Below are 13,522 nucleotides of genomic sequence, written 5' to 3'. Positions count from 1 at the left end.
GGCGTCATCCGGCTAAAGCACCTCGGCCAGCGATTGTCCGTGCAGTTCGATGTCCAGTCCCTGCATGCCGAGATCGTTGATCTCCCCTCCCATCGCCTTGAGGCTTTCCTCGCGGATCAGCGACATCAGCCCGCGCCGCAATGCCAGGAATTCCGAGGACATCATCATCGCCTGCTGTCGGGGGCGCTCCAGCGGAATTGCAATTTCGGCTTTGACCGAGCCGGGACGCGCGGTCATGCAGTAGACGCGGTCGGACAAGAAGATCGCCTCATCGATATCGTGGGTGACGAACAGAACCGAGATCTTCAGCCGTTGCCACATATTGGTGAGGATCTGCTGCATGATGACGCGCGTTTGCGCGTCCAGTGCGCCGAAGGGTTCATCCAGCAGCAGCACTTTCGGTCCGGTGGCGAGCGCCCGCACGATGCCCACGCGCTGCTTCATGCCGCCGGAGAGTTTTTCGGGATAGTGCTTCTCGAACGCTTCGAGACCGGCAAGGCCGAGCAGGGTGCGGGCGGCGCGTTCGCGCTGCGAGCGCGGCATGCCGCGCATCTTCAAGCCGAATTCGACGTTCTCTCGCACAGTCTTCCAGGGAAACAGCGAATATTGCTGGAACACCATGCCGCGCTCGGCGCTCGGTCGGCTCACGGCCTCACCGTCAACGGTGACGACGCCGGTCGTCGGTTTCAGGAATCCGGCGACCGCGTTGAGCAGCGTCGACTTGCCGCAGCCGGAGGGCCCCACGATCGAGACGAACTCGCCCGGCTCGACATGGATGTGGGTATTGGTGACGGCCTCGACGGGTCCTTCGATCGTCTCGTATCTCAGCGAGAAATCTCTGACCTCGATATGCCCCCGGGGCGGGTTGGCCAGGCTCTCGTTCATTGCGTCCTCCACGGCATCACCAGATGTCCGGCGCCGCGGATCAAGAGGCTCGACCCCAACCCGAGCACGCCGATTGCGATCATGCCGAGCGCAATGTCGGCGTACTGAACCAGTGAATAGGCTTCCCAGGTGAAATAGCCGATGCCGTATTGACCCGAGATCATCTCGGCTGCGATCAGCGACACCCAGGCGACGCCCATGCCGACGGTGAGGCCGGTGAAGATGTGCGGCAGCGAGGCCGGAAAGTAGACCTCGCGGAAGATCGATCGCTCCCGCGCGCCAAGGCATTGCGCCGCCCGCACCAGCACCGGATCGACCAGGGACATGCCGTGCAGCGTGTTGACCAGGATCGGGAAGAACGAGCCGAGGAAGGTGATGAAGACAATGCTCTGCTCGTTGGTCGGCCACAGCATGATCGCCATCGGCACCCAGGCGATCGCTGGAATCGGCCGCAGCACCTCGGCCACCGGGAAGACGATCTCGTGGATCAGCTTGAACCGGCCCATGATCAATCCGAGCGGCACACCGATCAGGGCTGCCAGCGAGAAGCCGATGAAAATGCGCCGGCAGCTCAGCACGACATGCAGCAGAAATTTCGGATCATGGATCGCCCTGGTGAAGCTTGCATAGACCTCCAGCGGCGCGGGCACGTTGGTGAAGCGGACGAAGAACACGACCCGGTAGGTCGTGAGCAGGTGCCAGACGATCAGGAAGGCGACCAGGGAGACCACGCCCATGGCGGTTGCGCGCAGCCTATCCTGGTTGAGCCGGAACCAGCGCACCGCCAACTCGCCAAATGAGCGCGGCCTCGGTGGCGGGGCTTCGCTCGACGCCTCGCCTCGCTCGGCGATCGCAGGCGCAGCCGGCATGTGGTCCTCCCGATGACGCAACGCAGCGGGTGTGCTCACGTCTTGCCTCCGGTCACAGCCGCCTTCACCGCATCGTCAAAGCCGAGCACCTTGCCGCTGATCTTCGCCGCGTAAGCCTCGGCATCCCTTTTGAGGAGAAATGGCGCAATCTCGTCGCTTCCGACTGCAAAGAACGCTTGGTCAGCGAACAATTTGATGCCACGCGTGGTGTCGAACATGTAGGCCACATTGATCTTCTTGCCCTGCGCCTTGAGGGCGGCATAGGCACCGAGCGTACAAGTTGCGCTCGCATAGGAGACGATACCGACCTCATCGACCCAGATCTCGCCTGCCTTGCGCGGATCCGTGATCGGCTTCTTGCAGAAGCCATCCTCGCCTGAGACCTCGTAGTTTTTCGTGCTGTGGAGCTCGGTGTCATAATCGAGTTTCATCTCGGCGTAGGCTTTGCGGACATAAGTATCGTCGACCCATTTCTTTGGATCGAACTCCTTCATGCGACCGAGGCTCTGCAGCACCTTGACGTCGGCCGCCGCGGCATTGATCAGGGCCGGCTTGATCGTGGGATCAGTGATCATATTGCCGCTTGGTCCTAGGAAGATGTAGACCACCTCTTTGTTGATCCCAGTCCATTCCTGGATCTTTTCCGCTGCAAGCTTGGGATTGTCGCGCAGCCACTGGTTGGCGGCGATCAGCGCCTTCAGATAGGCGACGACGACCTCGGGGTATTTCTCGGCGAAGTCGGTGCGCACCACAATGCCGTGAAAGGTCGGCAGGTTGGTCTCGACGCCGTCGAAGATCTTTCGGGAAAATCCGCGAAACGGCAACAGTTCGGCGAATGGGACGAAGTCGGCATGGGCGTCGATCTTTTGTTCTTGCAGATTGGTCGAGCCGACTTCCGGGCTTTGGCTCACCAGCTGGAAGAAATCGGCAGGATAGCCGCGGTCCTGCAGCGCCTTCAGCACCATGCCGTGCGCCGCGGAGCCGAAGGGCACGCTGACCAGCTTGCCCTTGAGATCGGCGAGGTCGTAGTATGAGGAGTCCTTGTGCACGACAATGCCATTGCCCGAGCCGGAGGGACTGTAGGCCGCGATCGCGATCAGCCGGCTCTTGCTTTCGGGATTGTTCTCGAAGGTGAAGCCGTTCACGATCAGGGGATAGTCGCCCATCATGCCGATCTGCAGCTTGTTCGCCATCATGGCATTCGTGACCGGCGGACCCGAGGTGAAGTTCTGCCAATCAAGCTCGAACTTGGTGTTGGCGTATTTGCCATCCTTCGGCAGATATTGTTCGAGAAGATGAAGTTGCCTGATGACGACGCCGGCCGTCACGGTGTTGGTCGTGGTATCCTGAGTTCCGATACCGATCGTGACCGTTTCCGCCATCGCTGGCTGCGCAATGAGGAGCGCCAGCGATGTCACCGACATCGCGATCGAGTGGGGTGGAAGATGGCGGACCATTTTCATCCTCTTGCGGTTGGATGTGCTGTGGTTGCCATGATTGGGCGCGGGACCGGACAGGGCAAATCCGCATTGACCGTTGCAGTCGATTAGTTGCCCGCAAACGCTTGTTGCATACTCCTTGGGCATTTTTGCAGGTGAAAGCCGCTTGCATGTGCGGTGACGTCATTCGGTGGCATGGCCGCGCATTTCCTCCAGGACGTCGGCGCGGCAGATCACGATCTGGGAGCGTCTGGTCAACACGATCCCTTTCTCCTGCATCCGCTTCAGGCTGATCGTGACCCACTGCCGCGTGGCCCCGACCATGTGGGCGATATCGGCATGGGTGAAAGCGGCGGCGATCACGGTGCCATCGGCATCCTTGATACCGTAGAGTTCGACGAGGTGAAGCAGGAGATGCGCAAGGCGTTGGGTGATCGAGCGCGTGCCCAGCATCTGCGCTAGCGCCGAATAGCACTTGCCCTTGAAGGTCAAGCCTTCGATCAGGCCGATCGCCAGGTTCGGGATTTCGGCGGCAAGCGTCCGCAGCTGTTTGCCGGGCAAGTGCACCACGCTGCTATTGCTGGAGGCGACCCCCGACCATTGATGGATGGTGCCTTCGAAGACTTCGGGGCCCCCGACGAAATTGCCGGCATGCCAATAGGCGAGGGTGATCTCGCGGCCCAAGGGCGACGTGTAGAACACGCGGATGCGTCCGCTCTCGATCAGCCAGATACCGTCATGCTTGGCGCCCTGGCTGAACAGCGTCTGGCCGCGATTGAGCACCTTGCGCCGCCCTTGCTTCAGAACCAGCTCCCGCTCGCGCAACGTCAGCTTATCCATCAGCGGCGGTGGACCGCCGATGGCCTGCTGGTTCTCCGTGAGTAAGAGCGAGGTACTGGCGGCGGATCGTGACGGCGAGGGTGCCGTTGGAACATTGCCCCGAGCCGCATTGGCCGCCTGCAGCATCATCATCCGCCTCCGGACTTTTCGAATTGATCCAGAAGGCAGCAATGTTCGTGCCAGCCGCGGACTGCAGGGCTGGACCAAGTGCTAGCAGCCGCCATGCCGCCGCCACGCCCTTCATCGGGCGGGAAGCCTGGGGACGATCGTGGCGGGCTCGTGAGGCCTAGGCAGTCGCGCCCTTAGCGGCGTCAGCGGGCGGCCAGACTCAGCAAATATGGCTTCGGATAAATCCCGCGATCGTGCCCGTCCGAGAACGAGATGTTCAGTCCATATCCGAGGTCGCCGATGCCCGTCATCGCAATGCCGGGAAAGCGTTCCGGGAAGTGGCCGTCGAATCGGGCGCGGGTGCAGCGGGCGCATTTGCAGGCGAGCCGTAGCTGCTCGGCGGCAATCTTAAGCTCATCGTTCTGAGCGGTTCTGACGATGAGCGCCGTGCGATCCGAGTTCGGCTCGTAATCCGTCACAGTTGGCGCAACGAATGCGGTCGTAGCCATGACGCACCTCCGCTCATGGCCTAGACCGGGACAGGCGCCGTTCGATAGCAACTAATTGCCAATCCTGAGCGGAAATTCCTGGCATCGTCCGCCTCCAAGTGCCTGTCGTGCAGGCGCTGCACCAGATTGGGAAACTAATCGACGGAGAACGGCGAGCCGACGTTGCGAGATCGACTGGTCTGCGAAACGTTCCGCCGCGACATGCTTCGGACAAGGAGAGAAGAGAATGAACGCTTTTCAGAAGGAAACGGTCCTGTCCGTCAAGCATTGGACCGAGTCCCTGTTCAGCTTCACTGCGACGCGCAATCCCGGCTTTCGCTTTCAGAATGGGCAGTTTGCCATGATCGGCCTGGAGGTGGATGGCAAGCCCTTGATGCGCGCCTACAGCATGGCAAGCGCCAACCATGAAGAGGCGCTCGAGTTCTTCAGCATCAAGGTGCCTGACGGTCCGCTGACCTCCAGGCTGCAGGAGATCAGAGAAGGCGACATCATTCTGGTCGGCCGAAAGGCGACCGGCACCTTGGTTACGGGTAATCTGCTCCCCGGCAAGCGGCTTCTGCTGCTCTCGACCGGCACCGGGCTAGCGCCCTTTGCAAGCCTCATCAAAGATCCGGAAGTCTATGAAAATTACGAGACGATCGTGCTCGCCCATGGGTGCCGGCAGGTCTCAGAGCTCGCTTATGGCGAACAGCTGGTCGAAAGCTTGAAGAGCCACGAATTCTTCGCTGATTCGGACCAAGCTGGTCTATTACCCCACGGTTACCCGCGAGCCATTCCGCAATCGCGGCCGCATCACCGATCTCATGGCGTCGGGTGAGCTGTTCTCCGACATCGAGCAGGGCGGCCTTGATCGCGACACCGACCGCATCATGCTCTGTGGCGGTCCGGCGATGCTCGAAGAGCTGCACGCGATGTTCACGGAGCGCGGATTTATCGAAGGCAGCCACAGCGAGCCCGGGCATTTCGTCATCGAGAAGGCGTTTGTCGAACGGTGAGCCAAGACGACCAAAATCCGCGTGCGGCGACAACTAATTGCTATCGCTGAGTATCGGTCTGAACAAAGCTGACGCAGAGGCGCCGGATATGCCGGCGAACCAGGAGCAAGTGATGGCACTCGATCGGATCGTCGATGGAATTTCAGAGGTTCCCTGCGACGTGCTGGTGATCGGCGGCGGAACCGCCGGCCCGATGGCGGCGCTGAAGGCCAAGCTGAAAAATCCGAAGGCCAACGTCGTGCTGCTCGAGAAGGCCAACGTCAAGCGCTCTGGCGCGATTTCGATGGGCATGGACGGGCTCAACAACGCGGTCATTCCGGGCTATGCGACACCGGAGCAGTACACGAAAGAGATCACGATCGCCAATGACGGAATCGTCGATCAGAGAGCGGTATATAAATACGCCCAGAACTGTTACAAGATCATCGAGGAACTCGATGGTTTCGGTATCCGTTTTCTCAAGAACGAGAACGGCGATTATGCCGTCAAGAAGGTCCACCACATCGGTACTTACGTGCTGCCGATGCCGAATGGCGAGACCGTCAAGAAGGCGCTATATCGCCAGCTCCGCCGCGCCCGCATCCTGATCTCGAATCGCTACATGGCGACGCGGCTGCTCAAATCGGCCGACGGCCGCGTGGCCGGTGCGATCAGTGTCAACACACGTACGGCCGAGTTCCTGGTCATCAAGGCCAAGGCAGTCATCCTCTGCATGGGAGCTGCCGGCCGGCTCGGCCTGCCGACCTCGGGCTACATGTTCGGCACCTATGAGAATGCCGCCAATTCCGGCGACGGCTATGCCATGGCCTATCACGCAGGCGCGGCGCTCGCGAATCTCGAATGTTTCCAGATCAATCCACTCATCAAGGATTATAACGGACCGGCCTGCGCCTATGTTGCCGGTCCGTTTGGGGCGTACACCGCCAATAACGAGGGCTCGCGCTTCATCGAATGCGACTACTGGTCTGGGCAGATGATGCTGGAGTTTTATAACGAACTGCTGTCCGGCAAGGGCCCGGTCTTCCTGCAGCTGAAGCATCTGCATGACAAAACCATCGAGGAGATCGAGCAGACCTTGCACAAGGTGGAGCGGCCGACCCGCGGTTTGTTTCAAGAGGGGCGGGGCGTCGACTATCGCAACGAGTCGATCGAGATGCATATCTCCGAGATCGGCTTTTGCTCCGGCCACAGCGCCTCGGGCGTATTCGTCGACGAAAATGCCCGTACCACGGTGTCGGGCCTTTATGCCGCCGGCGATATGGCGAGCGTGCCGCACAACTACATGCTCGGCGCCTTCACCAACGGTTCGTTCGCCGGTATCGATGCGATGGAATTCGCAGACAGCCACGACTTCGCGGATTTCGATGCCGAGGAGGTCGCAATGGAGCGCGATCGTGTCCTGGCACCGACCAAGCGCGACGACGGGATTCCGCCGAACCAGATCGAATACAAGACCCGCCGACTGGTCAACGATTATCTGCAACCGCCAAAGGTCACGCGCAAATATGAGCTCGGCATGCGGCGGCTCGCCGAGGTGCGTGAAGATATGCAGGAGCGCATGATCGCGCGCAACGCGCATGAGCTGCTGCGTACGCTCGAAGTACAGTCGATCATGGATTGTGCCGACATGGCGGCGCATGCCTCGCTGTTCCGTGAGGAAAGTCGCTGGGGCCTCTATCACTGGCGCACGGACTTTCCCGAAAAGGACAATGAAAACTGGTTCTGCCACACGCTGCTTAGCAAGCAGGACGGCAAGATGACCAGCGAGAAGCGCGCCGTCGAACCTTATGTGGTGCCGATCGCGGACGACGAAAAAGATCTGTACGACAAGCAGCGCATCCGCGTCAGCGCGTGAACGACGACCGGCCACAGATAGGAGTTTGAAAATGCCGCTTGCAACATATCAAACCTCGGTGCCGGTGGTCGTCGACGACGCCAAGTGCATCGCCGATAAAGGCTGCACCGTTTGCGTCGACGTCTGCCCGCTCGACGTGCTCAGGATCAGCGATATGACCGGCAAGGCCTACATGGCCTATGACGAATGCTGGTACTGCATGCCGTGCGAGGCCGACTGCCCGACCGGTGCTGTCACCGTCAACATTCCCTATCTGTTGAGGTGAACATGTCGAGCCCCTTCGAGTCTTATGACAATCTTGAGGATGCCGACGAGCGGTTGCAGGCGGCCGATCCGGCCGAACGGCGGGTCGCCATTATCGCGCTCGGTCATTCCGGCGATCCCGCCGCGGTCGCTTACCTTGCCAATATGGTATCCGATCCCGACTCCGGCGTGCGCCAGCAGGTCGCGATGGCGCTTGGGGAGTTCGACGGCCCGGGGGCGGCAAGCGCGTTGGTGAAACTGCTGGTCGATCCCGAAAGGATCGTTGCCTCGGCCGCGGCCGATAGCCTGGCTGAGTTCAAGGACCCGGCCTCTGCGGACGTCATCCTGCCCCTCGTCAAACATCCTCACGCGTTTGTTCGCATGGGGGCCTTGCGGGCGTTGAAGGAGTTGCGCCGCAAAGACACGCTGAAGCCAGCGCTGGAAGCGCTCCAGGATCAGGATGCGGCAGTGCGTGTGCAGGCGATCGGCGTGATCGGGTTTTTGAAGCTCGAGGAGTCCATTCCCGCGCTGACCGCGCTGATCCACGATCCTGACGCTCATGTGCGGCGCGGAGCGGTCAGTGCGTTGGCGTTCTCGCAGATGAAACCCGCGGCGGAAACCATCACACGGGCGCTCAAGGACGAGGACTGGATGGTGCGGGAGATGGCTGCCGAGACACTGGGACTCAACGCCAACGGCGCATTGGCTGCCGATCAACTGATCGCCTGCCTTGCCGACACGTTCTGGCAAGTGCGGTTGAAGGCCATCCGCAGTCTCGGCCGGATGAAAATCGAGCAGGCGGTGCGCCCAATAGGTCAATGCATCACGCATGAGCAGGCGAACCTGCGCAAGGAGGCGGCCGCCGCGCTCGGCGAGATCGCTCATGCCGAGGGCGGGGCGTATCTCGCGCTGGTTGCCAACGATGCCGATCCTGACGTCCGCAAGAACGCGCGCTGGGCGCTGCAGCAGATCGCGGCAAGGACGGCGAGAGCAGGATCCTGATGAGTCGTGTTTTGGTTTCTGCGGGCGCGCACGGCGTCAGAGAGCGTTGATCGGTACTTTCAAGAAGGTCTTGCCGCTTGGGTCGGGCGGAGGCAAGTGGCCCGCACGGATGTTGACCTGAAGCGAGGGGATGATCAGCCGCGGCATGGCCAGGGTCCTGTCGCGCGCTTCGCGCATGGCAACGAAATCATCCTCGGTCGCGCCGTCCCGGACATGGATGTTGCGCGTCCGCTCTTCGGCCACGGTGGTCTCCCAACGGACCTCGCGCCCATTAGGCGCATAGTCGTGGCACATGAACAGCCGGGTTTGCTGCGGCAACGTGTGCAGGATCTTTCGGATCGAGCGAAACAGGATGCGGGCGTCGCCTCCGGGAAAGTCAGCCCGTGCAGTCCCGCCATCGGGCATGAACAGAGTGTCGCCCACGAAAGCAGCGTCACCGATCACGTGGGTGGCGCAGGCCGGCGTGTGTCCCGGTGTGTGCATAACGAAGCCGGTCAGGCTGCCGATCGCATAGGTCTCGCCGTCCTTGAACAGCCCGTCGAACTGGCTGCCGTCCCGGCGAAACTCCGTGCCTTCGTTGAAGACCCTCCCGAACGTGTCCTGGACCGTCAGGATGTGGTCGCCAATTCCGATTTTTCCGCCAAGGCTTTTTTGGATGTAGGGCGAGGCCGACAAGTGATCGGCATGCGCATGGGTCTCGATCAGCCATTCGAGCCGCAGGCCGTTGCGTTTGACGTGATCAATGAGGATGTCGGCAGATTTGAAGCTGATCCGTCCGGCCGCGTAGTCGATGTCCATGACGGGATCGATGATCGCGCATGACGCCGATTGCGGATCCTTTACGACATAGCTGATCGTGCTGGTGTCCGGATCGAAGAAGCCCGTCACCGTCGGCTTCACATCGGTGGCGATGGGATAGGACATGGTCTCCTCCAGTTCTGGGTCCGGCAGTCGGGCCGGCTGTGGCTTTGCCATAGGGTCGCAAAGTGGTCCAGCGCGGCAGCTCGTCTCGGGGCGGCGAGCGATGAGCTGTCAGCCGAGCACGAACTGATCGATCCATCACAGCGATTGTTCCAAATCAATGCTCGGCACGGGCTGCAGGGCGAGCATTGAAGGCCTCAAGAGTCGCTTTCGAAATCCGGAGAATGACACATGCTCAAGGTAGCTAGTCTCATTTGGATCATGCTGGGTACGGTGCTTGCGGGCAGCGCAGTCACCGCGGTGCTGGCGATGCAGGGGCTCGGCGCAAATCCGATCAAGATCATACCTCTCGCGGCGTTAGCCGGCTTCGTGATAGCCATGCCGCTCGCCTACCTCGTTGCCACGAAGATCGGCGGCGGCAGCGAAAAGCGAACTGTGTAGTTCGGCTGCCGGCTGCGCAGAGCGCGGCGCCCCGGCGCGCCGGTCATGCGGGGGCACAACATCCGGCGCGGACTTCGGAGAGCGGTACGAGTGTTCCGTCTCCGAAGCTCGTATTGTCTCAGGGCAGGCTCGCTTGCGGCCTTTGGAAGCGAATAATTCCGGCAATCCATTGATTGTATGTGATTTTTAGCTCTGGTGTCTGATGAGGAGGCGCAGACCATTGCTCGGGGAACTTCAAGTTCGCCGCACTCGCCGTGGGAACTTCTGACGCGGTCCGCGCCACGCGTTTCCTGCGGCCTCCTCATTTTGAACATTTTTTCGGAACGAAACGCGGTCCTTCCGCGTTCCGGGTGCTTGGGGTTGCCGCTCGCTGGAAGGTCACCGTGCTCGGTCGAAGATATCTTGCCCATCAAGTTGCAATGCTCTTGCAGTTCGCGAAGTCCACCAGCGATCCGGGGCTGTCGGCTGTCCTTGTTGAGAAGGCCGCCGAAATGAAGGCTCGGATCGATGAGAATCCGCACGCAGACATGTCGGCGACAGCGCCCGACGTGCTGCGGGGCGGGGACGGGCGATAGCTCCCGAGGTTCGGACCGGAGGGGGCTGGCAGTGACGGACATCGGTGTCACCAGGCGAGGCCGCTTCGTCGGGTCGGGGGAGCAATCGTGGACGAGTTGCCTGTCATTTTGCTGGTGGAAGACGAAGAGGCCTTGCACGACTTCCTCAAGGACGCCCTGACCGATGCCGGGTTCGACCTGACGGTGTCCGTCGCCGCGGATGAAGCGCTGGTGCTGCTCACGAGCGGCGTTGTGAATTATCGTGCGCTCGTCACGGACGTGAACCTCAAAGGCCCAATGAGCGGATGGGATCTCGCAAGGCAGGTGCGTGAAATCGCTCCGGCGTTTCCTGTCGTCTACATCTGCGGTGATGCTGCCGATCAATGGGGCTCGCAGGGAGTCCCCAACAGCATCCTGGTGCAGAAGCCCTTTGCGCCGGCCCAGCTCGTCACGGCCATATCCCAGCTCCTGAACGTCGGCTCCGCCGGTCTCTCGCTCTGAAAGGACGGCTTCTCTGTCAGGTCTGGCGCGGCGCTGCAGCCGCAACGGCAGGCACTCCCGCGCCGCTCTTGCCGGCGGTCGGGCGTTTCTTTGCCGGAGCCGCGATCAGTCCGTCGCGAATGGCCTGCTTGCGCGCAAGCTTGTGGCGTCGCCGGATGGATTCGGACTTCTGTCTTGCGGTCTTGTCAGACGGCTTCTCGTAGAAGCGCTTGCGGCGCATTTCCCGGAATACGCCTTCGCGCTGCATCTTCCGTTTCAGAATACGAAGCGCCTGATCGACGTTGTTGTCTCGAACAAATACCTGCACGCAAATTGCTCCCTAAAGTTGGATTGACGCTGAACAAATCAGTCGAACACAAATCAGTCGAACCTGGTGTCCGGACTCCGAAGTTCGATCGGCTTTGCGGTGATCGCCACCGAAAGGCCGGCTTTAGTGCATCAGGTCTTGTCGTCGAATCCGCTCGTCCGTGCGAGCTCCCGAATATGATGCTCGGCACCGGCAATCTGGCGCTTGACAAGATCGGATTGAGCGTTGGCGATATCCTGCAGGCTGTCGGTCGAGGCCACCTTTCGTGCGTGCTCGAAGCCGATCCGCAGGCTTTCTTCGGAGAACGCAAGCACCTGGCGTGTGAGCTCAGCCGTCGATGTTGCGCTCGCTGCCGCGGATCTTCGCGCCGCATCGAACAACAGCGCGAAGGCTTGTTCGGCCTGTTCGATCGTTTTCTCCGCGAGCGCGCGCAGCTCGGCGGGAACCTCCAATTTCGGTTCAGTCATCGTCGTCCCGCCTGTCAGCCTATAGACATAAGACCCGGACCGGCGCTTGAACAGGGGAGGCTGCCTTCTTTTGATCTTGAGCTCGCTTGCACACCTCAGGTTTTGTTCCCGGCGCACTTGTTCTTTATCGCGAAAGCGCCTACATTGGCAGCATTCGATTAGCCGCTGTGCCTTTTTGAATGCGCCTGCGGGCCCTTCCCGAAGACATCCGACCAGTTGAATCTGAATCGCGTGACGTCGCGCGATTGCTCTTTGGAGAAGAAAATGCCGACAGGTACTGTTAAGTGGTTCAATGGCCAGAAGGGCTTTGGTTTTATCCAGCCTAACGATGGTGGAAGCGATGTCTTCGTGCACATCTCTGCCGTCGAGCGGGCTGGTCTTTCCGGCCTCGCCGAGGGCCAGAAGGTCTCGTTCGAGCTCAAGACCGACAAGATGCGCGGCAAGGTCAGCGCCGAGAATTTGTCGCTGGCTTAAGCCGCTACGCCATTTCACGGATGTACTGAAATGGCCGTGTTGCCCGCTCGATCCCGGGATTGAGCGGGTTTGGCTTGTTGCGAATCCGGATGAGCGATGAGTGGCAAGAAGCCGAGCGAACCCTCTGCCCAAGCGATTGCACGCGCCGACCGGCAGCGTTTGGCGCGTGAGGAGGGGGCGCGAGCGATGGCTGACGTGGAGAAGCGCGCCGTCGAGATTCGTCAGAACATGCAGCGTCTTCGCGCGTTGCGGGAGGCAAAAGAGGCTGAAGAGGCCCAAAAGCCTGACGCGCTTCCCAAAGCCGTAAAGAAGCGACGCAAGACCCGAATTGTGACATAAGACAGCGCGGGACTTGACGACAGTCTGCCCGCAACTGGAAGCCGACACTCTGTCGCAAGCTGAGGAGACGGCTGCATGACGAAAACGGTGCGGATCGTGCCGGAGGTCGAACGTGGCGCGCAATCGATCAGCTTCGTGCTGGCAGTAGGTTCCGTCCGGCAAATGTGCCGCCTCAAGACCACGTTCCAGACGCAGCAGCAGGCGTTGAGCTATCTTCACAAGCATCGGACGGAGTTCGAGCGTGCTGCGCGTGAAAGGCTCTCGCGTGGTGAGGTCGAGGACGGCATCGTTCATCTCACGATGCTCTAGGCCGCGCTTGCGGCTGCCGCTCGATGTCTCCCGCCTTGGCGCGATCGAAATCGTTCTCCCAGAGCGCGACCACGATGGTGCCGAGACTATTGCCGATCACGTTGATCAGAGCGCGGGGCGGGTTCACGAACCGATCGACGCCGAGCAGGAGCACGATGCCCGCGAGCGGGATCGTGTTCATGGTCGCAAGCGTCGCCGCCAAGGTGACGAAGCCCTCGCGCAGGTTGCCCATGCGCGCGATGCCGACGACGACGGTGAGAAAGATGACCGGCGCAAGCAGCATCCGGATCAGCTTGACGAAACCCTCCGCAAGCAGTGCGGTGTCTGCGGCGGCCTTCGGCGCCGCGATGCCGAACAGGATCCCGATGACGGCGCCGACCAGGACCTGCAGCCAGAGCGGACCGAGGATCGGTTGGCGTGCCGTCCCTGCTTCAACTGAGATCGCCGACATGGCGTTTCCTTCC

At 61.0% G+C, this 13,522-nt stretch carries 17 protein-coding genes and 1 pseudogene; 9 read left to right on the top strand and 9 right to left on the bottom strand.

The genetic code is table 11. The features are described 5' to 3' along the window. Nucleotides 1-12: 12 nt before the first annotated feature. From QXZ85_RS30955 to QXZ85_RS30935, 5 genes are all read right to left on the bottom strand, one after another. Nucleotides 13-885: an ABC transporter ATP-binding protein gene (locus tag QXZ85_RS30955; protein WP_315744405.1), complete on the bottom strand. Its 873-nt coding sequence runs from the start codon at nt 883-885 to the stop codon at nt 13-15. Then, nucleotides 882-1,754, bottom strand: coding sequence for an ABC transporter permease (locus QXZ85_RS30950; protein ID WP_409977516.1), 873 nt, complete (start codon nt 1,752-1,754; stop codon nt 882-884). Before QXZ85_RS30950 ends, QXZ85_RS30955 begins: the two co-directional genes overlap by 4 nt. A 35-nt stretch (nt 1,755-1,789) precedes the next feature. Beyond that, nucleotides 1,790-3,211: an ABC transporter substrate-binding protein gene (locus QXZ85_RS30945; RefSeq protein WP_316175461.1), complete on the bottom strand. Its 1,422-nt coding sequence runs from the start codon at nt 3,209-3,211 to the stop codon at nt 1,790-1,792. Between the two features lie 165 nt (nt 3,212-3,376). Beyond that, on the bottom strand, nt 3,377-4,162 hold the full coding sequence (locus tag QXZ85_RS30940; protein WP_315728991.1) for a Crp/Fnr family transcriptional regulator: 786 nt from the start codon (nt 4,160-4,162) through the stop codon (nt 3,377-3,379). Between the two features lie 182 nt (nt 4,163-4,344). Beyond that, on the bottom strand, nt 4,345-4,650 hold the full coding sequence (locus tag QXZ85_RS30935; protein ID WP_315703229.1) for a gamma-butyrobetaine hydroxylase-like domain-containing protein: 306 nt from the start codon (nt 4,648-4,650) through the stop codon (nt 4,345-4,347). A 226-nt stretch (nt 4,651-4,876) separates the two neighbouring features. On the opposite strand from QXZ85_RS30935, the pseudogene QXZ85_RS30930 reads away from it, so the two are divergent. The 4 genes and pseudogenes from QXZ85_RS30930 (at nt 4,877) to QXZ85_RS30915 (ending at nt 8,745) form a co-directional block, all read left to right on the top strand. Next, nucleotides 4,877-5,645, top strand: a pseudogene (locus QXZ85_RS30930) (ferredoxin--NADP reductase). Nucleotides 5,646-5,757: 112 nt separating this feature from the next. Continuing rightward, a complete protein-coding gene (locus tag QXZ85_RS30925; RefSeq protein ID WP_315728992.1) occupies nt 5,758-7,500 on the top strand; it encodes a fumarate reductase/succinate dehydrogenase flavoprotein subunit in 1,743 nt (580 codons plus the stop codon). Between the two features lie 31 nt (nt 7,501-7,531). Beyond that, nucleotides 7,532-7,765: a ferredoxin family protein gene (locus QXZ85_RS30920; RefSeq protein ID WP_022724287.1), complete on the top strand. Its 234-nt coding sequence runs from the start codon at nt 7,532-7,534 to the stop codon at nt 7,763-7,765. Nucleotides 7,766-7,767: 2 nt separating this feature from the next. Further along, a complete protein-coding gene (locus QXZ85_RS30915; protein WP_315728993.1) occupies nt 7,768-8,745 on the top strand; it encodes a HEAT repeat domain-containing protein in 978 nt (325 codons plus the stop codon). A gap of 36 nt (nt 8,746-8,781) precedes the next feature. On the opposite strand, the gene QXZ85_RS30910 is transcribed toward QXZ85_RS30915, so the two are convergent. Then, nucleotides 8,782-9,669, bottom strand: a complete 888-nt coding sequence (locus QXZ85_RS30910; protein ID WP_315728994.1) for an MBL fold metallo-hydrolase — start codon at nt 9,667-9,669, stop codon at nt 8,782-8,784. 228 nt (nt 9,670-9,897) lie between these two features. On the opposite strand from QXZ85_RS30910, the gene QXZ85_RS30905 reads away from it, so the two are divergent. Beyond that, the gene (locus tag QXZ85_RS30905; RefSeq protein ID WP_315703234.1) at nt 9,898-10,107 is read left to right on the top strand and encodes a hypothetical protein; all 210 of its coding nucleotides are present in this window, start codon (nt 9,898-9,900) and stop codon (nt 10,105-10,107) included. A 662-nt stretch (nt 10,108-10,769) separates the two neighbouring features. Next, nucleotides 10,770-11,162 carry a response regulator gene (locus tag QXZ85_RS30900; RefSeq protein ID WP_315703235.1) on the top strand — a complete coding sequence of 131 codons (393 nt, stop codon included), beginning with the start codon at nt 10,770-10,772 and terminating at the stop codon, nt 11,160-11,162. A 16-nt stretch (nt 11,163-11,178) separates the two neighbouring features. On the opposite strand, the gene rpsU is transcribed toward QXZ85_RS30900, so the two are convergent. After that, on the bottom strand, nt 11,179-11,469 hold the full coding sequence (gene rpsU / locus QXZ85_RS30895) for a 30S ribosomal protein S21 (protein ID WP_315703236.1): 291 nt from the start codon (nt 11,467-11,469) through the stop codon (nt 11,179-11,181). 131 nt (nt 11,470-11,600) lie between these two features. Next, nucleotides 11,601-11,936 (bottom strand): phasin family protein, encoded by a 336-nt coding sequence (locus tag QXZ85_RS30890; protein WP_315703237.1) that lies wholly within the window; start codon nt 11,934-11,936, stop codon nt 11,601-11,603. Nucleotides 11,937-12,200: 264 nt separating this feature from the next. On the opposite strand from QXZ85_RS30890, the gene QXZ85_RS30885 reads away from it, so the two are divergent. From QXZ85_RS30885 to QXZ85_RS30875, 3 genes are all read left to right on the top strand, one after another. After that, the gene (locus tag QXZ85_RS30885) at nt 12,201-12,410 is read left to right on the top strand and encodes a cold-shock protein (protein ID WP_315703238.1); all 210 of its coding nucleotides are present in this window, start codon (nt 12,201-12,203) and stop codon (nt 12,408-12,410) included. Nucleotides 12,411-12,506: 96 nt separating this feature from the next. After that, nucleotides 12,507-12,749 carry a transcriptional regulator gene (locus QXZ85_RS30880; protein WP_315703239.1) on the top strand — a complete coding sequence of 81 codons (243 nt, stop codon included), beginning with the start codon at nt 12,507-12,509 and terminating at the stop codon, nt 12,747-12,749. 75 nt (nt 12,750-12,824) lie between these two features. Beyond that, a complete protein-coding gene (locus QXZ85_RS30875; RefSeq protein WP_315703240.1) occupies nt 12,825-13,058 on the top strand; it encodes a hypothetical protein in 234 nt (77 codons plus the stop codon). On the opposite strand, the gene QXZ85_RS30870 is transcribed toward QXZ85_RS30875, so the two are convergent. Further along, nucleotides 13,045-13,509, bottom strand: a complete 465-nt coding sequence (locus QXZ85_RS30870) for a cation:dicarboxylate symporter family transporter (protein ID WP_315703241.1) — start codon at nt 13,507-13,509, stop codon at nt 13,045-13,047. The two genes, QXZ85_RS30875 and QXZ85_RS30870, sit on opposite strands and share 14 nt — an antisense overlap. Nucleotides 13,510-13,522 lie beyond the last annotated feature (13 nt).

The sequence above is a fragment of the Bradyrhizobium sp. SZCCHNGR1005 genome (genome assembly GCF_032489995.1).
GTDB lineage: Bacteria > Pseudomonadota > Alphaproteobacteria > Rhizobiales > Xanthobacteraceae > Bradyrhizobium.
This window is presented reverse-complemented; position numbering and strand designations above follow the sequence as displayed.